This window comes from Amycolatopsis albidoflavus, assembly GCF_039525725.1.
GTDB lineage: Bacteria > Actinomycetota > Actinomycetes > Mycobacteriales > Pseudonocardiaceae > Amycolatopsis > Amycolatopsis albidoflava.
This window is the reverse complement of sequence record NZ_BAAAHV010000011.1, coordinates 63319-89767: the sequence shown is the minus strand read 5'-3', so window position 1 is coordinate 89767 and position 26449 is coordinate 63319. Positions and strand designations below refer to the sequence as shown.

12 protein-coding genes are annotated in these 26449 nt (G+C 70.1%); 7 read left to right on the top strand and 5 right to left on the bottom strand.

Going from position 1 to position 26449, the window contains the following annotated elements; genetic code table 11:
- Positions 1-19 precede the first annotated feature (19 nt).
- The 6 genes from ABD156_RS15140 to ABD156_RS15115 all read left to right on the top strand — a co-directional run bounded on the left by ABD156_RS15140 (position 20) and on the right by ABD156_RS15115 (position 6411).
- Complete coding sequence (locus tag ABD156_RS15140; RefSeq protein ID WP_344272618.1) at positions 20-853, top strand: aldo/keto reductase; 834 nt, start codon at positions 20-22, stop codon at positions 851-853.
- Positions 854-855: 2 nt separating this feature from the next.
- On the top strand, positions 856-1179 hold the full coding sequence (locus ABD156_RS15135) for a DMT family transporter (RefSeq protein ID WP_344272615.1): 324 nt from the start codon (positions 856-858) through the stop codon (positions 1177-1179).
- A gap of 399 nt (positions 1180-1578) precedes the next feature.
- Positions 1579-2430 (top strand): geranyl diphosphate 2-C-methyltransferase, encoded by an 852-nt coding sequence (locus tag ABD156_RS15130; protein WP_344272612.1) that lies wholly within the window; start codon positions 1579-1581, stop codon positions 2428-2430.
- Positions 2431-2444: 14 nt separating this feature from the next.
- Positions 2445-3554 carry a family 2 encapsulin nanocompartment cargo protein terpene cyclase gene (locus ABD156_RS15125; RefSeq protein WP_344272610.1) on the top strand — a complete coding sequence of 370 codons (1110 nt, stop codon included), beginning with the start codon at positions 2445-2447 and terminating at the stop codon, positions 3552-3554.
- A gap of 50 nt (positions 3555-3604) precedes the next feature.
- A complete protein-coding gene (locus ABD156_RS15120; RefSeq protein ID WP_344272607.1) occupies positions 3605-5020 on the top strand; it encodes a family 2B encapsulin nanocompartment shell protein in 1416 nt (471 codons plus the stop codon).
- A complete protein-coding gene (locus ABD156_RS15115) occupies positions 5017-6411 on the top strand; it encodes a family 2B encapsulin nanocompartment shell protein (protein WP_377926477.1) in 1395 nt (464 codons plus the stop codon). Before ABD156_RS15120 ends, ABD156_RS15115 begins: the two co-directional genes overlap by 4 nt.
- 361 nt (positions 6412-6772) lie before the next feature.
- Here ABD156_RS15115 and ABD156_RS15110 read toward each other — a convergent pair whose 3' ends face one another.
- Together ABD156_RS15110 and ABD156_RS15105 are read right to left on the bottom strand one after the other, a co-directional pair.
- Positions 6773-7309: a snapalysin family zinc-dependent metalloprotease gene (locus tag ABD156_RS15110; protein WP_344272601.1), complete on the bottom strand. Its 537-nt coding sequence runs from the start codon at positions 7307-7309 to the stop codon at positions 6773-6775.
- 38 nt (positions 7310-7347) lie between these two features.
- Positions 7348-8043: a S1 family peptidase gene (locus tag ABD156_RS15105; RefSeq protein ID WP_344272598.1), complete on the bottom strand. Its 696-nt coding sequence runs from the start codon at positions 8041-8043 to the stop codon at positions 7348-7350.
- Positions 8044-8501: 458 nt separating this feature from the next.
- Here ABD156_RS15105 and ABD156_RS15100 point away from each other — a divergent pair, with 458 nt between their 5' ends.
- Entirely contained in the window at positions 8502-9572 is a 1071-nt protein-coding gene (locus tag ABD156_RS15100; RefSeq protein ID WP_344272595.1) for a S1 family peptidase, read from the top strand.
- Positions 9573-9876: 304 nt separating this feature from the next.
- Here the strand turns inward: ABD156_RS15100 and ABD156_RS15095 are convergent, their stop codons facing one another.
- The 3 genes from ABD156_RS15095 to ABD156_RS15085 all read right to left on the bottom strand — a co-directional run bounded on the left by ABD156_RS15095 (position 9877) and on the right by ABD156_RS15085 (position 26440).
- Positions 9877-10074 carry an MbtH family protein gene (locus ABD156_RS15095; protein ID WP_344272592.1) on the bottom strand — a complete coding sequence of 66 codons (198 nt, stop codon included), beginning with the start codon at positions 10072-10074 and terminating at the stop codon, positions 9877-9879.
- A gap of 19 nt (positions 10075-10093) precedes the next feature.
- Entirely contained in the window at positions 10094-11335 is a 1242-nt protein-coding gene (locus tag ABD156_RS15090) for an MFS transporter (protein ID WP_344272588.1), read from the bottom strand.
- Positions 11336-11650: 315 nt separating this feature from the next.
- Positions 11651-26440: a non-ribosomal peptide synthetase gene (locus ABD156_RS15085; RefSeq protein WP_344272585.1), complete on the bottom strand. Its 14790-nt coding sequence runs from the start codon at positions 26438-26440 to the stop codon at positions 11651-11653.
- Positions 26441-26449 lie beyond the last annotated feature (9 nt).

Sequence of the window (26449 nt, the reverse complement as noted above, 5' to 3'; positions counted from 1 at the left end):
ACTGATTGAGGGAAGACCCATGCACTCGTTCACGCTCGCCGGCCGCACCGTGGGCCGGATCGGCTACGGGACCATGCAGCTCGCCGGGCCGAAAGCCCTGGGCGAACCGGCCGATCCGGAGCGCGCCAAGGCAGCCGTCCGCGCCGCGGTCGACGCGGGCATCCGGCTGATCGACACGTCCGGCTACTACGGGCCCGAGGTCGCGAACCGCCTGCTCGCCGAGGCGCTCCGGCCGTATCCGGAAGACCTGCTCATCGCCACCAAGGTCGGCGCGCGCCGCAGTCCCGACGGCGGGTTCGCCGCCGACGCCACGCCGGAAGCGGTCAACGCGGCCGTCCGGGACAACCTGAAGCAGCTTGGCGTCGATCGGCTTCCGTTGGTGCACGCCAGGTTCATGCCCGACAGCACGGTGCCGTGGGCGGACACCGTCGGCGCGCTCGCCGAACTCCGCGAGAAGGGCCTGCTCGAACACGTCGGCGTCTCGAACGTCACCCTCGACCTGCTGGACCAGGCGCGTGCGGTGACGACGATCGCGTCCGTGGAGAACGAGTACCACGTCGGGCACTCCGGCGGCCGGGACGTCCTGGACGCCACGACCGCCGCCGGGATCCCGTACCTGGCGTTCCGCCCGCTCGGCAACGGAGCGCTCGCCAACGAGACATCGCCGGTGACAAGGCATGCCCGGCAGCTCGGCGTTTCGGCGGCCACGCTCGCCCTCGCCTGGCTTCTGGACTTGGCGCCGAACGTCGCCGTCATCCCGGGCACGAGCAACCCGGACCACCTCGCCGACCTCGTCGCCGCGCAGGAACTCGCCCTGCCGTCCGACGTCCGCACCGCGCTCGACGAGGCCTGACGATGGGCTGGATCGCCGTGTTCGCGGCCGGGCTGCTCGAAATCGCCTGGGCGCACAGTATTCGCCTCACCGACGGCTTCACCAAACTCGTCCCGACGCTCGTCTGCGGCGCGCTCACCGTCCTCGTGCTGTACGTGCTGAACGTCGGCATGAAGACGGTTCCGGTCGGGACGGCGTACGCGGTGTTCGTCGGGATCGGCGCGGTCGGGACCGCTGTCGTCGGGATTTTCTGGCTCCGCGAACCAGTCAGCCTGCCGCGGATCCTCGCGCTCGCGCTGATCGTCGGCGGGGTCGTCCTGCTCCAGCTGACCTCCCGGACCGCCTGACGGCCGAGCCGGTCCTGGAGCGAGCAGCCCGGGGCCGGCTCCCCCGGAGTTCCGCGGCCCGGAACCGCTTAGGCCCATCGAGCGTCACCCGTCCGCCAGGATCGTCCACGGACCGTGGCCCGCCGTCATCCTCCCGTGGCCGCGGCGGCATCGTTCGTGCCCCGGCGACCGGCGCGCGAACACCCCGCAGGGGTGGCTTCCTAGGCCAGAAGAGGCACGCGAAACGGCTCCCGCCAGCCCGCGAGTGAATTCCCGCTAATCGTCTTGTCCGGGGAAAAGAATCCTCGCTAGCCTCGGACGCAGAGGGAGAAAAGCCGACCGCGTCCGCCAGCCCGGACGCGCGCCGGCGCAGTTCACCGCGTGCCGACCGGAAATTGCGGTCCGAAAAGGGAGTACATGATGACGTCTGTTGCCCGTCCGGTTGCCCGCACCGCGTATCAGCAGTCGGTCGCCGACTACTGGAATGCCGAAAAGGATCCGGTCAACCTGCGCCTCGGCGACGTCGACGGGCTTTACCACCACCACTACGGCATCGGCGACTACGACCCGTCCGTTCTGGACGGACGCGGGGAAGATCGCGACAAGGCGATCATCGCCGAAATGCACCGGCTGGAGACCGCGCAGTCGCAGTTCCTGTTGCGGCACCTCGGGGACATCGGGCCCACGGCGCGGCTGCTGGACGCCGGCTGCGGGCGGGGCGGCACCAGCGTGCAGGCGCACCAGCGGTTCGGCTGCCGGGTGGACGGGATCTCCATTTCCGAGCAGCAGGTCGAATTCGCCAATGAACAGGCCCGGCTGCGCGGAATAGACGGGGCGGTGCAATACCATCTCCGGAACATGCTCGACACCGGATTCGAAAGCGGCGATTTCGCCGGGATCTGGAACAACGAAAGCACGATGTACGTCGATCTGCACGACCTCTTCGCCGAACACGCGCGGCAGCTCGCCCCGGGCGGCCGATTCGTCACCATCACCGGCTGCTACAACGACCTGACCGGCGGGCGTTCGCGCGCGGTGAGCCAGATCGACCAGCATTACATCTGCAATATCCACGCCCGCGGCGACTATTTCAAAGCCCTGACCGCCAACGGGTTCGTCCCGATCAACGTCGTGGACCTCACCGAGGCGACGATCCCGTACTGGGAGCTGCGCGAGCAGTCGTCCGTCGCGACCGGCATCGAGGGGCCGTTCCTGACCGCCTACCGCGAGGGCAGCTTCCACTACCTGCTCATCGCCGCCGACCGCGTCTGACCGGGCGGGACGGCATGTCCGGAATCGCAGCGGTCCGCCCGGACCTCGCGTTCGCGGGCCCGCTCGGACTCGGCACCTCGGCGGCCCGGATCGCGGAGCAGTTCGCGCCGCGGTCCGCGCCGCCGCCCGGCCAGGATCCGGCCTACGCGGAACGGGAATGGGGCGACGGCAGCGCGTCGCCGCTGTACTGCCCGGCCGTGCGGCGGGTGAACGAGCCGCTCGCCGAGGAGGTCGACCGGCGGCTCGTCGCGTGGGCGGCGGACTGCGGGTTCGAGGGCGAGGGGCTGGACCAGATCGCGCAGGCCACGCTCGGCAGGCTCGTGATGCTCGCTCACCCCGATTCCTCCGATCCCGACCGTCTCCTGATCGCCGCGCAGCTCAACGCCGTGTGGTGGGCGGCCGACGACTACTACGCCGACGACAGTTCCCTCGGCGCCTCGCCGACCGAACTGCCGCCGCGGCTGGCGCTGGTCATGGCCGCGATGGACCCGGTCGCGCCGGCGGGCGAGTTCTCCGAGCCGCTGGAGGAGGCGCTGCGGGCGGATCCGATCCGGGTCGGGTTCCGCTCCGCAGTCGACCATCTGGGCAGGCACGGTTCGCCGGTGCTGGTCCAACGGGTCTGCTACTCGACCTTCGCCATGTTCGCGATCTGGGGCGCCTACGCCGCGTGGCGCCACACCGGCCGCTATCCGCCGGCCTGGGAGTACCTGGCGGCGCGCCAGCACGACAGCTTCTACACCTCGATGACCCTCATCGACGCCGTCGGCGGGTACGAACTGCCCGCGCCGTTCTACTACGACCCGCGCGTGCGGGAGGCGATGATGCGCGCGGGCACCGCGACAGTCCTGGTCAACGACCTCCATTCGGTGGCCAAGGACGCCGCCGACGAGAACCCGGTCTGCAACATGGTGCTGCAGATCGCCGCCGACCGGAACTGCCCGGTCTCCGAGGCGGTCGAGACCACGGTCGCGCTGCACAACAAGATCGTGCGCGAGTTCGAGGAGGGGCACCGGGACCTGCTCTCGATCCCGTCGCCGGAACTGCAGCGCTTCCTCGCCGGCGTCCGCGACTGGATGGGCGGCGGCTTCGAATGGCACGCCACGAACCCTCGCTACCGCTCCTGACCCAGAACTCCTGAGCTAAGGCAACGTTCCCCAGACAAGGTGGTTTCGCTGTGACTGTCACCGATCCGGTCGACTCCGCGGACGTGGAAGACCGGGAACCCCTGAGCCTAGGCCGCGCGGCGGCGCGGCAACTGGCCACGACCACGAAGTCCGTCCCGCAGATGCAGGGCATCAGCTCGCGGTGGCTGCTGAAGGTGCTGCCCTGGGTCGAGGTCTCCGCGGGCACGTACCGCGTCAACCGGCGGCTCAGCTACACCGTCGGCGACGGCCGGGTCACGTTCGTGACCAGCGGCTCCGAGGTCCGCGTGATCCCGCCCGAACTCGGGGAGCTCGCGCCGCTGCGCGGATTCGACGACGAGGCGGCGCTGTCCGAACTGGCCGGGCGGTTCGAGCAGCGCGAATACCAGCCGGGCGACGTGCTGGCCGAATTCGGCAGCCGCGCCGACCAGGTGTTCCTCATCGCGCACGGCAAGATCACCAAGGCGGGCGTCGGCGCTTTCGGCGACCAGACTGTCCTCGGCACGCTGCTGAACGGCGACTACTTCGGCGAGAACGTGCTCACCAGTTCCGACGGGATCTGGGAGTTCACCGCCAAAGCGGTCACCTCCGCGACCGTGCTGACGTTGTCGCGCCAGGAATTCGAGGGCGTGCTGAACCGTTCGCAAACTCTGCGCGCGCACCTCGAAGCCTTCCTCGCGGGCGGGGAGACGGCTCGCAACGAACACGGCGAAGCCGAGATCGCCCTCTCCGCCGGCCACGACGGCGAACCTCAGCTGCCGGGCACGTTCGTCGACTACGACACCTCGCCGCGCGAGTACGAGCTGAGCGTCGCGCAGACGGTGCTGCGGGTGCACAGCCGGGTCGCCGACCTCTACAGCGAGCCGATGAACCAGACCGAGCAGCAGTTGCGGCTCACCGTCGAGGCGCTGCGGGAACGGCAAGAGCACGAGCTGGTCAACAACGCCGACTTCGGCCTGCTCAACAACGCCGACTTCGACCAGCGGGTGCCCACCCGCACCGGCCCGCCGACGCCGGACGACTTCGACGAGCTGCTCTCGCTGGTGTGGAAGGACCCGAGCTTCTTCCTCGCGCACCCGAAGACCATCGCGGCGTTCGGGCGGGAATGCAGCAAATCCGGGATCTACCCCGGTTCGGTCGACCTCGGCGGCAACCAGGTGCCCGCGTGGCGCGGCGTGCCGATCCTGCCGTGCAACAAGATCCCGGTCACCGAGACCCGCACCAGCTCGGTCCTGCTGATGCGGACCGGCGAGCAGGCACAGGGCGTCGTCGGGCTGCACCAGACCGGGCTGCCGGACGAGTACCAGCCGGGCCTCAACGTGCGGTTCATGGGCATCAGCGAGCAGGCCATCCTGTCCTACCTGGTCTCGGCCTACTATTCCGCCGCCGTCCTCGTGCCGGACGCGCTCGCCGTGCTCGAAGCCGCCGAAATCGGCCGGGAGGGCTGAGCCCGGTGCCGGTCACGGAACAGGAGCAGCAGCTCTCCCTCGGCGTCAAGGCGGCCCGCACCCTCGCCACGACCACGAAGTCGCTGCCGCAGATGCGCTCGATCACCACGCGGTGGCTGCTGTCGCAGCTGCCGTGGGTCGAGGTGCCCGGCGGCAGCTACCGGGTCAACCGGCGGCTCACCTACACCGTCGGCGACGGCAAGGTGAGCTTCTTCCAGACCGGGGCGCAGGTGCAGGTCGTCCCTCTGGAGCTGACCGAGATCGAACTGCTGCGCGGCTTCGCCGACGAGGCGGCGCTCGGCGCGCTGGCCGACGCGTTCGAACAGCGCGAGTACGAGGCAGGCAGCACGCTCGTCTCCGCCGGGGACGCGCTCGACCAGCTCGTGCTCATCGTGCACGGCAAGGTCACCCGGCACGGCTCGGGGGACTTCGGCGCGGAGATTCTTCTGGGCACCGCCACCGACGGCGGCCATTTCGGCGGCGAACTCCTCGCCGGCGGCGACGCGACCTGGGGTTTCACCGCCCGCGCCGCGACGAGGGTGGTCGCACTGGTGCTGCCCGGCGGCTCGTACGCCCGGCTCAACGGCAGGCTCGATTCCCTGCGCGCGCACGTGGCGCAGGCGGTGTCCCGGCCGCGGAAACCGCAGAACCGCAAGGGAGAGGCGAGCATCGACCTGTCCGCGGGCCACGACGGCGAACCGGTCCTCGCCGGCACCTACGTCGATTACGAACCCTCGCCGCGCGAGTACGACCTGGCGGTGGCGCAGACGGTCCTGCGGGTGCACAACCGCGTCACCGATCTCTACAACGACCCGATGAACCAGTTCGAGCAGCAATTGCGGCTCACCGTGGAAGCATTGCGGGAACGGCAGGAACACGAGCTGATCAACAACCCGGATTTCGGCCTGCTGCACAATGCGGACCTCAAATCCCGGATCACCACCCGCATCGGTCCGCCGACGCCGGGCGATCTGGACGAACTGCTCTGCCGGCGGCGCAAAACGCGCCTGTTCCTCGCGCATCCGAGGGCGATCGCCGCCATCGGGCGGGAATGCACGAGGGCCGGCGTTTATCCCGAGCCGGTCGTGGTGGACGGGAAACGCGTCACCGCGTGGCGCGGGGTGCCGATCCTGCCGTGCGACAAAATCCCGGTCAGCGAGGCGGGCACCACGTCCGTGCTCGCGATGCGCACCGGGGAAGACGACGCGGGCGTCATCGGACTGCGGCCGAAATCCCTCGCCGACGAATACCGGCCGGGATTGAACGTGCGGTTCATGCACATCAACGACCGCGCGGTGTCGTCCTATTTGGTCAGTGCGTACCACTCCGTCGCGGTTCTCGTCCCGGACGCGCTGGGGGTTCTCGACGACGTCGAGGTCGCGCGGGCTTGAGCCGGGGTGTGCCACGTCGATACTCGCCGGAGGCGGTGCGCTTCCGGCGAGCATCGGTGTCTCGGGGTAGTTGTGCTTGCCGGGCAAGTGAAGCGCGTCGGGCACCGCGCCCGGGGATTCCCGGCCACGTGGAAATCGCCCGCTCCTGGGCCTGGGGTTCCCGAGCAGGTTGACGCTCGCCGGAAGCAACCCGCTCCCGGCGAGCATCGACGTCTCAACGGAAGATCCGCTTGTCAGGCAAGCGAAGCGCGTCGGGCACCGCGCCCGGGAATCCCGACGAGCACCTCGGAGCCCGGACCCGGAGACCAGAGCCACGACAACGCTCGCCGGAAGCACCGCGCTCCCGGCGAGCGTCGGCGTCTCAGCGGAAGATCTGCTTCTCCGGCAAGCGAACCGTCACGAACCCGTTGGCGAAGTTCTGCTCCACCTGTGCGGATTCCTGCGCGTCGGGCATCGCGTTCTTGCACGTGATTCCCGGTCCGTGCCCGGACATCAGTTCCGAGCAGGGTCCCTCGTAGTGGTCGGGCAGGCCGAGGTTGTGGCCGATCTCGTGGGCGATGATCCGGGTCGGGTCGTTGCCCTCGGCGACCTGCTGGGTGTCGATGTAGATGTCGCCGGTGCCGTGGCCGTCGGTCTGGGTGTAGGACCCGCCGCCGGTGGTTTCGTGCATGATGATGGTCGCGGCGCCGCCGCTGTTGAGGTGGACGTTGTGCACCGAGCTGTTCCAGTTCGCCGCGGCCTGGGTGGCCTCGGCCTGGTAGTCGGGCAAGCCGCTGGCGTCGTAGTACAGCTCCACCGCGTCCAGCGGCGCGGCGGCGGCCGTCCCGACTCCGGTCAGCGGCAGCACCAGCGCGGCGGCCGCGCCGGCGGCCAGCCGGCCAAAGCGTTGCAGGGTCATGGTTTTTCCTCTCCGCAAGAGGGTTTCCGGGACAGGGTTCAGCTTCCGATCTGCTGCTGGATCCACGACATGTACTGGGCGATGCCGGTGTAGAGGGTGGTGGTGGCGCATTCGCCGCCGTTGTCGCCGGGGCCGTGGGTTTCGCCGACCAGCGTCCAGTTCCCGGTGGTGCCGACGATCGCGGGGCCGCCCGAATCGCCGTGGCACGCGGAATGCCCGTAGTCGCCGGAGATGCAGACGTCGCCCGCACCGCCGCCGCCTGCCGCGCACGCGCTGCTGTCGAGGACCTGGAGGTCGATCTGCTGCAGGGTTTGCGCCGTCTGGCAGTTGGGCCAGCTCGTGCAGCCCCAGCCGAGCAGGCGCGCGCCCGTTCCCGGCGACGGGTTGCTCTGCGCCATCGCGACCGGAGCCGACTGGGCGGGCTGGCTCAGGTGCATCATGGTGAGGTCGGTGCCCTGGTCGGTGATCACGTTGTCGATCTGGCCGACCTCGCCCGCGTTGATGTCGATCGCGCCGATCCGCGCCGTCGAGGCCTGGCCGCAGTGGTTCGCCGTGATGATCCACTGGGGCGCGACGAGGCTTCCGCCGCAGCCGTTGTCCAGCGACACCATGAACGAGTAGGTTTCGCTGGCGTCGCTGCCTCCGATGATGGCCGGCTGCGCCGCGACCGCCGGTGCGGCCACTCCGAACAGCAGGGCCGCCGCGCCCATCACCGCCAGCATTATTTTCCGCATCGCTTTCCCTTCCATAGCAACCAATCCCGCCAATCGCGGGAGAGGCAGGAGTTCGGCCGGGGATACGGCCGGGGGGACCACTTTCGCGGGCGCCGGGCCCGCTATGGAAACCACAGAGTCCCAGGGCCGCCGGAGTCCGAACACCGTCGAAAGGAGGGATACGACCGGACGCCGAACCGTGCGCGGCGGCACGAACGTCGATTACCGGGATGAACCGAACGCGGAATAAGGCGTTCCGGTTGGGTGTCTTCGCTGTTCAACGAGCCGCTAATGGATCGGATGCGGCGAGTTCGGACTTCCGTTCAGCGGACGGCGGACGCCACTGGACAGCAAAGCCGAACGGGATTCGCGACTTTCGTGGGTATATGCGATTGCCAAGGATCCCTAAACTGCGAATTGCGCCCGCATTAGCTGACCGCGGTGCGCCATCGTCCTATTCGCAAGAAACGGAGATGTGCATGATCCCAGCACTCAGTCAAAGACACGGCGGACGCGGCGGTATCGCCTTCGCCGCGGCGGTTCTGGCCGCTGGATCAGTTTTCGCCGCCTCGGGCGTCGCGGCCGCCCAGCCCTCCGCGGCACCGCTGAACGCGAGAGCCGCGACCGCCATGTCCGCCAGCATCGCGAAGTCGCTCGGCGACCGCACCGTGGGCTCGTACTACGACCAGGCCAGTTCGCGCCTCACCGTCACCGTCACCGACCAGGCCGCCGCCGACCAGGTCCGCGCGGCCGGCGCGATGCCGAAGTTCGTGAAATACCGTGCGTCCCAACTGAAAGCCGTCACCTCGGAACTGGCCCGTACGGCCAGCGTCCCCGGCACCGCGTGGCGCGTCGACCCGCGAACCGGCCAGGTGCTCGTCACCGCCGATTCGTCAGTCACCGGAGCCAAGCTCGCGCAGGTGACCAACGCCGTGCACCGCTTCGGCGACAAGGCCCGCTTCGCCAAGACGAAGGGCAAACTGCGCCCGCTGATCAGCGGCGGCGACGCGATCTGGGGCCAGGGCCTGCGCTGCTCGCTGGGCTTCAACGTGCACACCTCCGGCGGCCAGCCCGCGATCCTGACCGCCGGGCACTGCGGCGTGGCGACGAACGACTGGTGGGCGGACCAAGGCAACTCGCAGCACATCGCCAGCACGTCCGGAGCGAACTTCCCCGGCACTGACTATTCGTACGCCACCTACGACTCCGGCGTAGACGCCCCGAGCGCCGTCAACACCGGCCAGCAAATCACCGCCGCGGGCGACGCGACGGTCGGCGAGACTGTCACCCGAAGCGGCTCGACCACCGGCGTCCACGACGGCCAGGTCACCGCGCTGAATGCCACAGTGAACTACCAGGAAGGCGCAGTGAACGGCCTGATCGACACCACCGTCTGCGCCGAACCCGGCGACAGCGGCGGCTCGCTCTTCGACGGAGCCACCGCACTGGGCCTCACCTCCGGCGGCAGCGGAGACTGCAACTCCGGCGGAGAAACCTTCTTCCAGCCAGTCCCCGCAGCCCTGAGCGCCTACGGCTTAGTCCTGCCGTAAAAGCCCCACCCCCGCTCCAGCCGTTCCGTCGGACGTGAGGGGAACCCTGAGGGAATCAGAGTCCCTCAGGGTTCCCCTCACGTACTTTTGGCGCGCACCCCCAACCGCCGCCGATGCACCCAACTATCAAGGCACCCACACCACCCCCGCACCCCGATACGAAGCCAAAAACGCGGCGCGGGGGTGCTTGTCAAGGCATCTTTCCCGCCTTGACAAGCACCCCCGCGCCGTAGTCACAATCAAGCTTCGGGGTGCCCCACGCAACCAACGGGCGCAATGTCGCCGCCAGGCGACGAGCCGCCCCCTACTCAGCCGCCATCCGCTCCCGAAGAGACCTGGGCCGCATATCCGTCCAAACCTCGTCCACGTGCCTCATGCATTCCTCCCGGCTCCCCCGGACCCCGTCCGCCCGCCACCCGGCCGGAACCTCCTTGTCCCCCGGCCAAAGCGAATACTGCTCCTCGTCATTGACCAAAACCTGAAACACAACACCGTCGTCCATCAAATCTTCCCTTCCTCTGTCACTGACCAGAAGTCTCTTCAAGCTCGCGAACCCGAGGCGCGGCAGGCAACCCCCGCAAAGTCCCGCTGAACGTTGTCAAGAGAGTCACCACGGCAATCGACCCGGTACAAGCCAGCACCGCGGACGCCGCGGGCAACGCCTCCACCAACCACCCGCCCAGCGCAGGCCCGGCCGCAGCGGCCAGCCCGCCGGTAACCCCGAGCACTCCCCCGAGCCGCCCGCGCAACCCGTCCGGAGTGGACAGAAGCTGATAAGTAGCAATAGCAGTATTGGCAGCAGGAGGCAAAAACGCAATAGCCGCGAACAACGCCCCCATCACATATCCATTATGGACGAACACAGCAAGCGGGGTCAGCACGGTCAACGCCCAGAACACCCCGATAACCAGCCCGTACGCACTCAGCCACCGATGCAGATACGGCGCGGCCAACGACCCGAGAATCCCTCCAGCGCCCAACATCGCCGCCATCACGCCGATCTCCCCCGCAGGCACCCCCCGCTCATTGGCCAGCACGATGATCACCAAATAATAAGCGGAAAAGAACAGATTCAAAATGACCACGCACAACACAGTCGCCCGCAACGCAGGCCGTGACCACACCCACCGAAGCCCCTCGACGATCTCCCGCCCGAGATGCTTCGGCGGCGCGTCCTCGGCCCGCTCCGGCTGCCGAGGCAACCGCACGAACACCAAGGACACGAACGCGAACACGTGCGCGACCAAGTCGAAGAGGAACGGTACAACCCGCCCCACCGCGAAGAGGAACCCGCCCAGCGCAGTCCCGGACAACTGCCCCGCACTGGTCCTGGCGGCATTCATCGCCACCGCGGAGGGCACCTGCTCCTCAGCCACCAACCGCGGCAGGCTGGCCTCCTCGGCCGGTTCGAACAACGCCCGGCTCAGCCCCATCACGATCGCCACCACGACAAGCATCCACACATCCGCGACGCCCCAGTACAACGCGAGCACCAGCCCGCCCGCGGCGACCGCCTGCGCGGCCTCGCAGCACAGCATGATCCGCTTGCGATGCCACCGATCCACTAACGCCCCGGCAGGCAACCCGGCCACAAGCTGACTGATCGCGACCGCCCCGAGCACCAGCCCGGACTGGGCCGCCGACCCGGTGAGCGCCAGCACCAGCAAGGGAAACGCGATGGTGGTCGTGCTGAACCCGGCCTCGGAAACGACCTGACCGGTCCAGAGAAGCCGATAGTCGCGATTGCCCGCGATCCCGCTCATGCCCCGCCTCCCTCGAAGCCACCACGCGAACCCCCCGCGAGACAAGTCGCGGTCTGGCCGACCCACCACAATCGCCACCCACGACGGCCGCCAATCCCGCTCACGCCCCACCACCCCCGAAACCACGCGAAAACCCCGCAAGACAAGCCGCAGTCCGGCCGTCCCACGACAACCGGCACCCGCTGATCCCGCGCATAGCCCGCTCTCCCCGCAGCAGACGGCGATAACGCGCAAGCTGCCCGCAAACGGAGACGGCGCGGAAACCCGCGCAGCCGACCGACCGCGGTCTCGGCTCGTGGCTGCCCACACCCGCGCTCATCGGTCACCGCCCCGGCAATCCGCCGCGATAGCCCGCAACGCGTCGACGAACCCCGCCGCCACCGCGGCCACAGTCGCCCGCGTGTGCTGATCCGGCTGGTAGAACCACGAAAACTCCAGTTGCCCCTCCCGCACTCCGCCGACCACTTCGAGCGCATGGAGCGACCGGTTCGCCGGATCCTGGTCCCGGCCCAGCGGCGGAAGCGACCGCAGGAACAACCCGTCCCCGGTCCCGGTGTTCTCCCCCTGCCCCAGGTAGTTGAACGCGACCCGCGGCGAAGACCGGCCCAGCTCGGGGAACCGGAAGGCCCGCAGAACCCCGTGCCCGAACCCGTTCCCCGGCACCGCCCGCAGCTGCCGCCGGACCGATTTCACCAGCTCCCGCCAGCCCGCGGCCGGATCCACCGACAACGCGACCGGGAACAGCGTCGTGAACCACCCGACAGTCCGGGTCAGGTCGACGTCGTCCAGGATCTCCTCCCGCCCGTGGCCCTCGAGGTCGACCGCCACCGCGGACTCGCCGCTCCAGCGCGTCAAAGTCCAGGCCAGCGCGGTCAGCAGAACGTCGTTGATCCGCGTCCGGTACGCACCGGGAGCGAGGTGCAGCAAGGCGTCGGTGTCGCGCTCGCCGACGCGGATGGTCACCAGCTCCTGCGGCTCCGGAGCGGCGCCCACGCGATCCACCGGGATCTCACAGCCAGGCAAGTCACGAGCCCAGTGCGGACGCTCGCCGTCCAGCGCACCGGATTCGGCGAACTCCCGCAGCCGCCGCGCCCAGTCCCGGAAGGACGTCGTCTTCGGCCCCAGGTCGGGCTTTTCCCCGGCTTCGATCTGCCGGTAGGCCCGTTCGAGATCCTCCAGCAGGATGCCCCACGAAACGGCGTCGACGACCAGATGGTGCGCGACCAGGAAAAGCAGCGGGTTCTCGTCGGCCTCCGACAGGAGGGCCCGCAGATGCGGCGGCTGAGCCAGATCGAAGCTCGCCTGAGCGTCGTCGGCCGCCCGCTCGAGGTCCGCGGCGGACACCCGGCGCAGGACAGAACAGGAATCGACGGGGTCGTTGTGCTGGGTCCACCCGTCGGCAGTCCGCTCGAAGCGCAGGCGCAGGGCATCGTGCTGATCGACCAGCGCGTCGATCGCCTGCCGCAGGGTTTCCTCGTCGACCGGGCCGTTCAGCTCGATCAGCACGGACTGGTTGAAATGCGCGGGATTCGCCGGCGCGGCGTCGAGGAACCAGCGCTGGATCGGGGTCAGCGGAACGGCCCCGACCACGGCCTCGCGATCGTCCTCGGCCGCGTCGGCAGGCTGGACCACGCTCGCCAGCTCCGCGACCGTCTGGTGCGTGAACAGGTCTTTCGAGCGCATCGCCAGCCCGGCCTGCCGGGCGCGGTGCACGACCTGGATGCTCAGCAGCGAATCGCCGCCGAGTTCGAAGAAGTTGTCCGTAGCGCCGACCCGCGGGATTCCGAGCACCTCGGCCCAGACGTTCGCCAGCAGCTCCTCCAGTTCGGTGCCGGGAGCGACGTACTCGGCGGTCGGCAGCTCCGACAGGTCCGGAGCCGGAAGCGCGGCGCGGTCGATCTTCCCGTTCGGACTCACCGGAATCGCCTCCAGCGGCACGAACACCGACGGGACCAGGTAGTCCGGCAGCGTCTCGCCCAGGAACGAGCGCAGCTGAGCGGTTTCGCCGACGACATACGCGATCAATCGCTTGTACCCGGCGGCTTCCCCGGCCACCACGACGGCCTCGCGCACCTCCGGATGCCGCCGCAGCGCCGCCTCGATCTCGCCCAGCTCGACGCGGAACCCGCGGATCTTGACCTGGTGGTCGACGCGTCCGGCGAATTCCAGGTCGCCCGCCGCCGTCTGCCGGACGACGTCGCCGGTGCGGTACATCCGCGATCCCGGCGGGCCGAAGGGGTTCGCCACGAACCGGTCGGCGGTCAGCCCCGGCCGGGACAGGTATCCGCGGGCCAGTCCGGCGCTGCGGACGTACAGCTCGCCCGTCGACCCGATCGGCGCCTGCCGCAGCCCGGCGTCCAGCACGTACGTCTCGGTGTTCCGGATCGGCTTGCCGATCGGCGGCGGGCCGCCCGGCGACAGCGGTTCGCTCCACGAAGTCGCGACCGTGCACTCGGTGGGCCCGTACGCGTTGATCATCCGCCGCCCCGGCGCCCAGCGGGCGACCAGCTCGGCCGGGCACACGTCGCCGGCCACGACCACCGTGCGCAGGTCCGGCAGCGGCACGTCCGGCACCGTGGCCAGCGCGACCGGCGGGAACACCGCTTGCGTGACCCGGTGCCCGGTCAGCACCTCGGCCAGGTGCGCGCCGAGCAGCGGGCCCTCGGGCGGGACGACGAGCGCGGCGCCCGCGGCCAGCGCCAGGCAGACTTCCACGACCGCGGCGTCGAAGCTGGGCGAGCTGAACGCCAGCACCCGGTCGCCGGGGCGGACCTGGAAATGGCCGATCGCGGCGGCGGCGAGCGTCGCCAGCCCGGCGTTCGGCACGACGACGCCCTTGGGCCGACCGGTCGAACCGGACGTGTAGATCACGTACGCCGCCCGCTCCGGGTCGACCGGGACGCCGAGGTTCGTGTCCGGGTACTCCGCGGCGTCGAGGTCCTCGTCCACGACGAGGACCGGGCCGGCGTCGCGCAGCATGAACTCGACGCGTTCGGCGGGATAGCCCGGGTCGACGGGGAGGAACGCGGCGCCGGTCTTCGAAATCGCCAGCTCGGCGACGACGAGAGCGACCGAGCGCGGCAGCCGGACGGCGACGATCCGTTCCGGCCCCGAACCCCGCTCGGCCAGCAGCCGGGCCAGCCGGTTCGCCCGCGCGTTCAGCTCGGCGAAGGTGATCTCCCCGCGCGCGGACACCAGCGCGGGAGCGTCCGGCGTGCGCGCGGCCTGGGCTTCGAACAGCTCGGCCAGGGACGCCGTCGAGTCTGTCGCCGCGGTGTCGTTCCACACCCGCAATTGGTCCACTTCGGACTGCGGCAGGAGCGGCAGCGATGCCATCGGCTGGTCCGGCTGAGCAGCGAGAACAGTCAGCGCGGTCAGCAATCGACCGGCGAACCGCTCGATCGTCTCCGCGTCGAACAGGCCGGTGGAGTAGTTGATCGCGGCGTGCATCGCGCCGCCGTCCTCCTCGAATTGCACGAGCAGGTCGAACGTCGCGGTCGTCGCGGGCAGGGCGACCTCCTCGGCGACCAGCGCGCCGCCGCCCGGCCGGTCGCCGGTGTTCTGCAGCACCACCATCGCCTGGAACAGCGGCGTCCGGCTCGGATCGCGGACCGGCTGGGCGGCGTCCACCACGCGGTCGAAAGGCACGTCCTGGTGGGCGAAAGCGTCGAGCACCGTGTCGCGCACGTCGCCGAGAAACTCCCGGAACGACCCGCTTGAGTCCACTGTGGACCGCAGGACGAGGGTGTTGACGAAGAAGCCGATCAGGCGTTCCAGCTCGGCCCGCTCGCGACCCGCCGCGACCGTGCCGACCGCGATGTCCTCCTGCCCGCACCAGCGCGCCAGCACGACCTGGAAGGCCGCGACCAGCGTCATGAAGAGGGTGCCGTGCTGCGCGCTCGCGAGTTCGCGGAGGTTCGCGGCGACCTCGGCGGGGATGGGGAACCCGAACCAGTCCCCCTCGCTCGTGCGGACCGCCGGACGCGGCCGGTCGGTGGGCAGTTCGAGCGGTGCGAGCCCGGCGAGCCGGTCCCGCCAGTGGTCGAGTTGCTCGTCGAGGTCGGGGCTGTCGAGGAAATCCCGTTGCCAGGCGGCGAAATCCGCGTACTGCACCGGCAGTGCGGGCAGTTTCGGCTCCTCGCCGCGGACGTACGCGGAGTAGCAGGTGTCCAGTTCGGCGGCCAAAACTCCGGCCGACCAGCCGTCGGTGACGATGTGGTGCAGCACCAGCAGCAGGACGTGGTCGCCGGACTCCTCCCGGAACAACCAGGCGCGCAGCAGCGGGCCGGTGCGCAGGTCGAAGGGCCGGAGTGCTTCGCGGGCCAGCACCGCCTCGTCGAAGTCCTCCACCGGGAGCTCGATCGGCGCGGGCTCGTGGACGATCTGAACGGGATGGCCTTCGATCGCGTCAAAGGTGGTGCGGAGCGACTCGTGCCGGGCGACGACCGTGTTCAAGGCCTGCCGCAACGCATCGAGGTCGAGTTCACCGCGCAAGCGCAATGCGCTGGGCGAAATGTATTCCCGGCCGCCGGGCTCGAATTCGTCCAGGAACCACAACCGTTGCTGCGCGAACGACAACGGCAGCGCACCGTCGCGGGCGACGACCGGGATCGCCTCCGCATCCGCCGGCTGGGCAGGGAGTTCGGCGGCGAACTGGCTGAGCGTCGGTGCGGAGAAGAGCATCCGCGGCGACACTTCGACACCGAACTCCGCGCGCACCCGCGAGGTGATCCGCATGCTGAGGATCGAATCGCCGCCGAGTTCGAAGAAACTGTCGTCGGCCCCCACGCGGTCGATTCCGAGGACGTCGGCCCAGATCGCGGCCAGCCGCTGTTCGGCGGCGGTCCGCGGCGCGACGTACTCGGCGGTTCCGGCGCGGCCGGGGGCGGGCAGCGCGCGGCGGTCGAGCTTGCCGTTCCGGTTGAGCGGCAGCGCGTCCAGCGCCACGAACGCCGACGGGACCAGGTGCTCCGGCAGCCGCTCGCGCGTCCACTCGCGCAAGCCCCGCGCTTCTCCGACGACGTAGGCGACAAGACGGCCTTCCCGGGCGACGACGGTGACGTCGGCAATCGCCGGATGCCGCCGCAGCACCGTCTCGATCTCGCCTGGCTCGACCCGGAAGCCGCGGATCTTGACCTGGTCGTCGACGCGGCCGAGATAGTCGAGCGAGCCCTCGGCGGTCCAGCGGACCTGGTCGCCGGTGCGGTACATCCGCTCCCCCGGCGGGCCGAACGGATCCGCGACGAACCGGTCCGCGGTCAGTCCCGGCCGGCCGAGGTAGCCGCGCGCGAGCTGCGGTCCGGCGAGGAACAGTTCGCCGGGCAGGCCGGGCGGCACGGGTTCGCCGGTGTCGCCGAGGACGTAGGCGCGGAAGTTCGTCAGCGGGCGGCCGATCAGCGGCTGCTCCCCGACCACCGGCGCGTGGATCGAGTCGACGGTCGCTTCTGTCGGGCCGTAGTAGTTGTGGCCGGTGACGTCCGCGGCGGCCAGCTGCTTCCACAGCGTTTCGGTGGCCGCCTCACCGCCGGTGATCACCGTGCGCGGCCGGACTTCGCCGGTCGCCAACCCGGCGTCCAGCAGCTGCTGAAGGTAAGCCGGGGTGAGGTCGAGCAGGTTGAGCCCGTGCGCGCGGACCGCGCGGACCAGGGCGAGCGGGTCGAGCCGGGTGTCGTCGTCCAGCACGTGCAGCTCGTGGCCGTCGATCATGGCCAGCAACGGTTCCCAGGACGCGTCGAAGGCCAGCGACGCGGTGAGCGCCGTCCGCTCCCGGCCGCGGTCGAGGAAGATCGCCCGGTGCGCGACCAGCAGGTTCACCAACGCACGGTGCTCGACCACGACGCCCTTCGGCGTGCCCGTCGAGCCCGAGGTGTAGATGACATACGCGGCGGTGTCCGCGTCCGGCCGCTTCGAGAGCGACGCCGGCGGCGCGTAACTCTCGTCCGGCCTGCCCAGCACGACCACCGGGCGCGCGTCGTTCAGCAGAAAGCGGACGCGTTCCTCCGGCAAATCCGCGTCGATCGGCAAATACACCGCGCCGGCCTTGAAAATCGCCAGGAACGCGATGACTGCCTCGGCCGAGCGCGGCAGCATGACGGCCACCACTCGCTCCGGCCCGGCGCCCCGTTCGATCAACTCCTCCGCCAGTCGCGTGGCGCGGGCGTCGACCTCCGCGTAGTCCAGGACGGTGTCGTGGAAGATCAACGCGGTCTCGTGCGGCATGCGCGCGACGGTCGCGTCGAAGACGTCCAGGACCGTCTCAGCAGGGAGTTCGGCCGTATCGCCATGTCCGAGGGCCAGCACGTGGTTTCGCTCGTCCGCGGTGAGCGGCGAGAGCGAGCCGACGCGACGGTCCGGCTCAGCGGCGATCGCCCGCACCAGTTGGGCGAGGTGCCCGGCCAATCGCCGCGCGGTGGCTTCGTCGAACAGCTTCGGGTCGTAGGACAGTTCGAGCCCGAGCCGATCGTGGAGGTAAGCGGTGAGGTTCAGCGGGTAGCTCGTGGTGTCCAGCGATTCGACGTCCAGCACCCGGACGCCGTCCTGACCGCTGTCTTCGATCGGATAGTTCTCGAAGACCACCACGCTGTCGAACAACGCCGCGCCCGCCGGCACTCCGGTGAAGGTCTGCAGCTGCGACAGCGCCAGGAAGTCGTACCGGCGCGCGTCCGCCTGTTCGGCCTGGATCGCGCGCAGCCATTCGGCGGCCGACTGTCCATTCCGGACTTCGACCCGCGTCGGCACGGTGTTGATGAACATCCCGATCATCGCTTCGACGCCAGGCAATTCGGGCGGCCGTCCGGAAACCGTGGTGCCGAACAAGACGTCCGGCTCGCCGCTGTAACGCGCGAGCAGCAACGCCCACGCACCCTGCACGACGGAGTTGACCGTCAGTGCGGCGGTTTTCGCCATCTCGCGCAGTTCCGCCGACTCTTCGGCGGACAGCTCGACCAGCAGCGTCGCCCCGGATTCCGCGCGGTGTGCCTCGCGGGGACGGCGGTCGTACGGCAGCGGAGTCGGCGCGGCGAAGCCGTCGAGGACCTCCCGCCAATGCTCCTCCGCCGCAGCGCGGTCCTGCGCGGCGAGCCACGCGAGGTAGTCGCGGAATGGCCGGCGCGGCGTCAGTTTCGCTGGCGTGCCTTCGACAATCGCCGAGTACTGCTCGCAGACCTCGCCGAAGACCTGGGCGGCGCTCCAGCCGTCAAGCAGGACGTGGTGCGAGGTCCAGAGCAGCTGCACCTCGTCGTCGGTCAGCCGGGCGATCTCCAGGCGCATCAACGGCGGCGTCGTCAGATCCATGCCCGCGGCCAGGTCTGCTTCGAGCAGTTTCGCCAGCTCGGCTTGCTGCGCTTCCGGAGCGAGCCCGCGCCAGTCGTGCTGTCCGACCGGGACGCGGACCCCGCGATGAACGCGCTGCACCGGCTCGTCGACGCCGTCCCACACCGTGCTGCTGCGCAGGATCGGCGTTCGGTCCACCACGCGCTGCCAGGCTTCGCCCAGCGCGCGCGGGTCCCGGACCCCGGCCAGCCGCAGGCGGAACTGGTCGAAGTACGCGCTCGACCCGCTGTCGACCAGGCTGTGGAACACCATGCCCGCCTGCAGTGCGGTCAGCGGGTAGATGTCCTCGACCTCGCGGCCGTCTCCGGCCAGCCGGTCCACCGTCGCCTGGTCGAGCCGGGCGAGCGGGAAGTCCGACGGCGTACGGCCGCTGGCTGAGGCGCAGTGCGCGATGATCTCCCGCAACGCTTCGACGGTCGCCTCGGCCAGGCCGCGAACGGTCGTCTCCTCGTGCACCTCTTCCGAGTACTCCCAGGTCAGGTGCAGTTCGCCGGATTCGACCACGCCGACGACGTCCAGCAGATACGGGCGGACGCTGTCCGGAGCGGAATCGTGGCCGAGGATTTCCCCGCGCCCTTGGTAGAGCCCGTCCTCTGCGGTTCCGACATCCCAGCGGCCGTGGTAGTTGAACGAGATCTGCGGTGTCGGGTCGTTCCTCAGCGGGGAATCGCTCAGGTAGCGCAGAGCTTCGTAGCCGACGCCCTTGTTCGGGATGGCGCGCAGTTGCTCCTTGACGGACTTGAGGATCTCGTCCCAGCCATCGCCGGGCACGGTCAGCGCGACCGGGTACTGCGCGGTGAACCAGCCGATCGTCCGGGACAGGTCGAGCGGTGCGGCGACGTCCTCGCGGCCGTGGCCTTCCATCTCGAGCACGACCTGAGACCGGCCCGTCCAGCGCGCCAGCACGCGGGCGAGGGCGCTCAGCAGGACGTCGTTGACCTCGGTCCGGTACGCGCCGGGAACGTCCTGCAGCAGCGCGGAAGTCTCAGTCTTGCCAAGGGAAACCGACACCGAGCGCGCCGATTCGGCGGTGTTGCGTCCGGAGCGGTCGACCGGAAGCTCGGTCTCGGCGCCGCGCAGCACACTCCCCCAGTGCTCGGCTTCGCCGTCCAGGCCGCCGGTGCGGACGTGGTCGGCGAGCGTCCTCGCCCAGTGGGTGAACGAGCTGCCCGTCGGTTCCAGCGGTTCGCCTCGGTAGGCGCGTTCGAGGTCGCCCAGCAGGACGCGCCAGGAAACGCCGTCCATGACGAGGTGGTGCGCGGTGAGGAACAGCTGCGGCGGACGGTCGCGGAAGGTGAACAGGACCGCACGCCACACCGGGCCGTTGACGATGTCCAAAGAGGTCTGTGCGCACACTGCCTCGTCGTGCATTACCGCGACCGCATCGTCCACTTCGGACAGATCGGCGTGCCGAAGGATGTCCGCCGGTTCCGTGGCAATCGGTTCCTGCTGCCAGCCGCCGTCCACTGTGGAGAATCGCATCCGCAATGCGGCATGACGGCCAGTGACGTCAGCGATCGCGGCTGTGAGCAGCGAAACGTCCACCGAGGACAGTACAAGATGGACAGACATGGTCAGCCGCCACGGCTCGGCCAGGTGCGCGAACAGCCACGACTGGATCGGCCCGAGCGGCGCGGGGCCGGCCTGCTCCGGCGCCTGCGCGACGGGTCCGCCGGTGGTGACGACCCGGCCCAGTTCCGCGATGGTCTGATGCTGGAAAAGGTCCTTCGACGTCAGCGTCAATCCGGCCTGGCGGGCTCGGGAGACGACCTGGATGCTGAGGATCGAGTCGCCGCCGAGCCCGAAGAAGTTGTCCTCGACGCCGACCTGGTCGACGCCGAGCACCGCCGACCAGACCTCGGCCAGCACAGTCTCGTTCTCGGTACGCGCTGCCACGTAACGGTTCTCGACACGCACGCCGGGTGCGGGAAGTGCGCGGTGGTCGAGCTTGCCGTTCGCGTTGAGCGGCAGTTCGTCCAGCGCGACGAACACCGCCGGGATCATGTGCGCGGGCAGCGAGCGGGCAAGGTACTCGCGCAGCACCGTGGTCCCCGGCACCGTCCCGGTGAGGTACGCGACCAGCCGCCGGGCATCCCCGGTGCCGTGCGCGACCGCCACCGCGCCGGTCACGTCCGGATGCGCGGACAGCGCCGCCTCGACCTCGCCCAGCTCGATGCGGAAACCGCGGATCTTGACCTGGTGATCGGCCCGGCCCCGGTAGGCCAGCTCGCCGTCCGCGGTCCAGCACAGCAAGTCTCCGGTGCGATACATCCGGGTGCCCGGCGCGCCGAACGGGTCCGCGACGAACCGGGACGCGGTCAGACCGGGCCGATTGAGGTAGCCGCGTGCCAGGCCCGCGCCCGCGACGTACAGCTCGCCGGTGACGCCGGGCGGCACCGGTTCGAGGCAGGCGTCCAGGACGTAAGCGCGCAGGTCCGGGATCGGCACACCCACGGTGGCGCGGTCGTCGAGTACGCGGTACGTCACGTGCACGGTGGTTTCGGTGATGCCGTACATGTTGACCAGCTGCGGTCCGTCCGGATGCCGCCGTCGCCATTCCTCCAGGCGCACCGGATCGAGGGCCTCGCCGCCGAAGATCACGTATCGCAGGCTCAACGGCGCGGACGGCAGCGCGCCGAGCCGGTAGAACGCCGACGGCGTCTGGTTGAGCACGGTCACCCGCTGTTCGGCCAGCAGGGCCAGGAACTCCTCCGGCGAACGGACTGTGTCGGCCGGAACCACCACCAGGCGGCCGCCGTGCAGCAGCGCACCCCACAGCTCCCAGACCGAGAAGTCGAACGCGTAGGAGTGGAACAGTGTCCAGACGTCCTGGTCGCTGAAGCCGAACCAGTGTTCGGTCGAGGAGAACAGCCGGGTCACGTTCGCGTGCGGGACGAGGACGCCCTTGGGCACGCCGGTGGAGCCGGAGGTGTAGATGACGTACGCGGTGTTCTCCGGCCGGACCCGCACGCCGGGATCGGTCTCGGGCAAGCCGTCGGCCGCGATCGTGTCCACGACGCACACCGGTTGCGCGTCGGCCAGCATCGCCTCGATCCGCGCGGGCGGGTAGTCCGGGTCGATCGGCAGAAATCCCGCGCCGGACTTCAGCACCGCGAGGATCCCGACGACCAGGTCCGCGGAGCGCGGCAGCCGCAGGGCCACCAGTCGCTCCGGGCCGGCGCCCTCGGCGATCAGCCGGTGCGCCAGGCGGTTGGCCCGCCGGTCCAGCTCGCGGTAGGTCAGTTCGACGCCTTCGCAGGTCACCGCGACGGCGTGCGGGGTGCGGGCGGCTTGGGCGGCGAACAGCCGGTGCAGCGTCGGTTCCGGAGCCGCGACGGCGGTGGGGTTCCAGCCTCGCAAGACGCGGTCGCGCTCGTCGGCGGTGATCCACGGCAACCGGCCGAGCGCCTGCTGCGGGGTCGCGGCGATTCCGGCCAGCAGGATGCGCAGCCAGTTGCTCAGCCGTTCGATCGTGGCGGCGTCGAACAGGTCGGTGTTGTAGTTGACCACCGCGTCGAGCCGCCCCGCGGTCTGCTGGAAGTGGATCGCCAGGTCGAAGCCGGCGGTCACGATCGGCGGCGCGACCTCCTCGACGGCAAGGCCGGGCAGCGCGGGGCGGGCGTCCGGGGTGTTGTGCAGCACGACCATGACCTGGCACAACGGGGTGCGGCTGGGATCGCGTTCGGGCTGGACGTCGTCCACGACGCGGTCGAATGGGACGTCCTGGTGCGCGAACGCGTCGAGCACGGTGTCGCGGACTTCGCCGAGGAACTCGGCGAAGCCCCGGGTCAGGTCCACAGTGGACCGCAGGACGAGGGTGTTGGCGAAGAAGCCGATCAGGCCTTCCAGCTCGGTGCGTTCCCGGCCGGACACGACCGTGCCGACCGCGACGTCGTCCTGCCCGGACCATCTCGCGAACAGCAGCTGGCAGGCGGCGAGCAGGGTCATGAAGAGCGTGCTGCCCTGCTGCCGCGACAGCTCCGCGAGGCGCGCGGTGGTGCCGACCGGGACGCTGAACTCGTGCAGTGCGCCGTTCTTCGTGCGGACTGCCGGGCGCGGGCGGTCAGTAGGCAGTTCCAGCGGTTCGAGACCGGCGAGACGATGCCGCCAGTAGCTGAGCTGGCTGTCGAAGTCGGTGCGGTTTCGTTGCCAGACGGCGTAATCGGCGTAGTGGACCGGCAGGGGCGGCAATCCCGGTTCCTCGTCGCGAGTGAACGCGGAGTACAGGGTCGCGAGTTCGCTCAGGAGCACGCCCGAGGACCAGCCGTCGGTGACGATGTGGTGCAGCACCAGCGTGAGGACATGGTCGCCGGGGCCGAGCCGGGTGAGCGCGGCGCGCAGCAGCGGGCCGGTGTGCAGGTCGACCGGTCCGGTCGCGCCGGCCAGCGCCGTCTCGAGGTCGCCGTCGGCCGCTTGGAGATCGACGGCGTGCGGCGGGTGGACGATCTGCACGCCGCGGCCGTCGACTGTCGCGAAGGTCGTTCGCAGGGATTCGTGCCGGGCCACCAACGCGGTGAGGGCCTGGTTCAAAGCAGGCACGTCCAGGTCGCCGCGCAACCGCAGTGCGGTCGGCGAGACGTACTCGGTGCTGCCCGGGTCGAACTCGTCGAGGAACCAGAGTCGTTGCTGGGCAAAGGAAAGCGGTGCTTCGAACGGTCCGTCGCCGCGAGGCAGGAGCGGGATCGCTTCCTGCGGCGCGGACGCGGCCGGCAGCTGTGCGGCCAGCAGCGCCGGGGTCGGCGCGGTGAAAACGAGCCGGGCAGGGACGTCGGCGCCGAGTTCGGCCCGCAGCCGCGCGACCACCCGGATGCCGAGCAGCGAATCGCCGCCGAGAGCGAAGAAATCGTCTTCGACGCCGACGCGTTCCAGGCCGAGCACCTCGGCCCAGACGTCGGTCACCAGCTGTTCCCGCTCGTCTCGCGGGGCGACGTACTGCGCTGACGCGGAAATCTCCGGTTCGGGGAGCGCCAGGCGGTCCAGTTTGCCGTGCCGGGTCAGCGGAAGCTGGTCGAGCCGGACGAACACGGAGGGAATGAGGTGCGCGGGCAGAACCGCAGTCAGTTCACTCCGCAAGTCAGCGGGCTCGCCGACGATATACGCGACGAGTCGGCCATCACGCGCGTCGACGGCCGCATCGATCACACCCGGCTGGGCGCGCAGGGCGGTCTCGACCTCGCCGGGCTCGATGCGGAAGCCGCGGACCTTGATCTGGTCGTCGGTCCGGCCGAGGTGCTCCAGCCTGCCGTCGGCGGTCCAGCGGGCGCGGTCGCCGGTCCGGTAGAGGCGGGTTCCGGGCGCACCGAAGGGATTCGCCACGAACCGGTCTGCGGTCAAGCCGGGCCGACCGAGGTAGCCGCGCGCGAGCTGGGCTCCGGCGAGGCAGAGTTCGCCCGGGACTCCGGCCGGGACCAGCCGGAGCTGGTCGTCGAGGACGTACGCCCCGACATTCCCCAGCGGACGGCCGATCGACGGCCGGCCTCCGGTCACCCGAGCCCACGTCGCGTCCACAGTGGACTCGGTCGGGCCGTAGTAGTTTCCGGCGGCTACCCCGGATCCGGCCAGTTCGTGCCACAGGCTCTCGCCGATGGCTTCGCCGCCGACCATCAGGAACCGCGGCCGCTGCTCGCCCGCAAGCAGTCCGGCGGGCAGCAATTGCCGCAGGTAGGACGGGGTCACGTCGAGGAAGCCGATGCGCTCGTCGCGGACGTAGCGGGTCAACGCGGCCGGGTCGAGCCGGGTTTCGTCGCTGATCAGGTGCAGCTCGTGCCCGTCGGCCAGCAGCAGCGGCCCTTCCCATGACGTGTCGAACGACAGCGATGCCGTGAGCGCCACCCGCAACCGCTCGCGGCCGAACGCTGCGCGGTGGTTGACCAGCAGGTTCACCAAGGCCGCGTGCTCGACCACGACGCCCTTGGGCGTGCCGGTCGAACCGGACGTGTGGATGACGTAGGCGGCATCCGACGGCTGCGGCGCGGCTGGGCGCGGGCCGTCGGTGAAGCCGCCGATGCGGTCCAGCACCACCACCGGCCGCGTGTCGGCCAGCAGCACCTCGATCCGTTCGGCGGGCAGGCCGGGATCGATCGACTGGTGCACCGCCCCGGCCTTGAGCACGGCGAACAGCGCGATGATCGCGTCGGCCGAGCGCGGGAGCAGCACCGCCACCACCCGGTCCGGCCCCGCTCCCCGGCCCGCCAGATCCGCGGCGAGCACGTCGGTGCGGGCGGCGAGTTCGGCGAAGCTCAGCCGGACGTCGCCGCAGACGAGCGCGGTCGCCGTCGGCTGGGTCCTGGCCTGGTGGTCGAGCAGGTCGACGATCGTGCCGTTCGGGACGTCGATGACCGGGCCGCGCCAGCCGAGCAGCTGGGCTTCCTCGGTCTCGGTGGTCAGCGGAAGATCGGCGATCCGGCGGCCCGGGTCGGCACTGACCCCGGCCAGCAGCCGCAGCAGGTGCGCGATCAGCCGGTCGATCGTCCCGACCTCGAACAGTTCGGTGCTGTACTCCACGAGCCCGGCGAGGCGGCCGTCGGATTCCTCGAACTCGACGGTGAGGTCGAAGTTGGCCGAATCCCGCGTCACCCCGGCCAGTTCGGCGGAAAGCCCCGGGAACGCCGGCCCGGCGCCCGCGTTGTGAAGCAGCACCATGACGTCGAACAACGGGTTGCGCCCGGGGTCCCGGCCCGCGTGCACCGCGTCGACCACTTCCTCGAACGGCACGTCGTCGTGGGCGAAAGCGTCGAGGACGGTCTGCCGCGCCGCCGCCAGGTGGTCGGCGAACGACGCGGACCGGTCCACCTCCGAGCGCAGGACGACCGTGTTGACGAAGAACCCGACCACCCGCTCCAGCTCCGGGCGGTCCCGGCCGGAAACGACGGTGCCGAGCGCGATGTCCTCCTGGCCGGTGTAGCGCGCGAAGAGCGCCTGGCAGGCCGCGAACAGCACGGTGAACAACGTGGTTTCCGAGGTCCGCGCCAGTTCCGCGAGCCGGCGGGCGACGTCGGAGGGGACGCCGAACTCGCGCACCGCGCCCGCCGTGCTGCGGGCGGCCGGACGCGACCGATCAGTCGGCAGCTCCAGCGGAGCCACCCCGGTCAGCTGCCGGGTCCAGTGCTCCAGCCCGGCCGCGCGGGTCGGTCGATTGTGTTGCCACAGCGCGAAATCCGCGTACTGCAACGGCTGCGCAGGCAGGTCCGCGCGCTCGCCGTCCTGATAAAGGAGGCCGAGTTCTTCGGTCAGCACGCCCATCGACACGCCGTCGGTGGCGATGTGGTGCACACACACCAGCAGCACGTGCTCAGCCAGACCAAGGCGCACGAGCACCGCACGCAGCAACGGCCCGTGCGTGAGATCGAACGGCCGCGAATACTCCGCCTTCAGAACAGCGTCGAGGTCTTCCGGCGCGGCATCCACCACCGGAAGCGCCACCTCATACGGCGGCTGAACGAGCTGCCGGGGCTCGCCGTCGACCTCGTGGAAGGTCGTGCGCAACGGTTCGTGCCGGGCGACCAGCAACCGCAACGCCGTCGCCAACGCCTCGACGTCTAGCTCGCCGGTCAGGCGCAGGGCGAACGCGCTGTTGTATTCGGGATCGTCCGGGCGGAGCTGGCTGAAGAACCACAGCCTGCGTTGCGCGGACGAAAGGGGCACGGGGCCGGAACGGTCGGCGGCGGCCGGGATCTCCGGCGCGCGGCCGGAGATCCCGGCCATCCGGCGGCGCAGCGCTTCCTGCAGGTGAGCGGGCAGCGCCGCGATGCGGTCCTCACGGGACGACGTCATGGGGAGTCC

What these genes read in the sequence shown, in the direction of transcription:
- ABD156_RS15105 (WP_344272598.1), bottom strand. Translation starts at nt 8,043, where the DNA reads ATGCGGAAAATAATGCTGGCGGTGATGGGCGCGGCGGCCCTGCTGTTC.
- ABD156_RS15110 (WP_344272601.1), bottom strand. Translation starts at nt 7,309, where the DNA reads ATGACCCTGCAACGCTTTGGCCGGCTGGCCGCCGGCGCGGCCGCCGCG.
- ABD156_RS15135 (WP_344272615.1), top strand. Translation starts at nt 856, where the DNA reads ATGGGCTGGATCGCCGTGTTCGCGGCCGGGCTGCTCGAAATCGCCTGG.
- ABD156_RS15095 (WP_344272592.1), bottom strand. Translation starts at nt 10,074, where the DNA reads ATGGACGACGGTGTTGTGTTTCAGGTTTTGGTCAATGACGAGGAGCAG.
- ABD156_RS15100 (WP_344272595.1), top strand. Translation starts at nt 8,502, where the DNA reads ATGATCCCAGCACTCAGTCAAAGACACGGCGGACGCGGCGGTATCGCC.
- ABD156_RS15125 (WP_344272610.1), top strand. Translation starts at nt 2,445, where the DNA reads ATGTCCGGAATCGCAGCGGTCCGCCCGGACCTCGCGTTCGCGGGCCCG.
- ABD156_RS15130 (WP_344272612.1), top strand. Translation starts at nt 1,579, where the DNA reads ATGACGTCTGTTGCCCGTCCGGTTGCCCGCACCGCGTATCAGCAGTCG.
- ABD156_RS15090 (WP_344272588.1), bottom strand. Translation starts at nt 11,335, where the DNA reads ATGAGCGGGATCGCGGGCAATCGCGACTATCGGCTTCTCTGGACCGGT.
- ABD156_RS15140 (WP_344272618.1), top strand. Translation starts at nt 20, where the DNA reads ATGCACTCGTTCACGCTCGCCGGCCGCACCGTGGGCCGGATCGGCTAC.
- ABD156_RS15085 (WP_344272585.1), bottom strand. Translation starts at nt 26,440, where the DNA reads ATGACGTCGTCCCGTGAGGACCGCATCGCGGCGCTGCCCGCTCACCTG.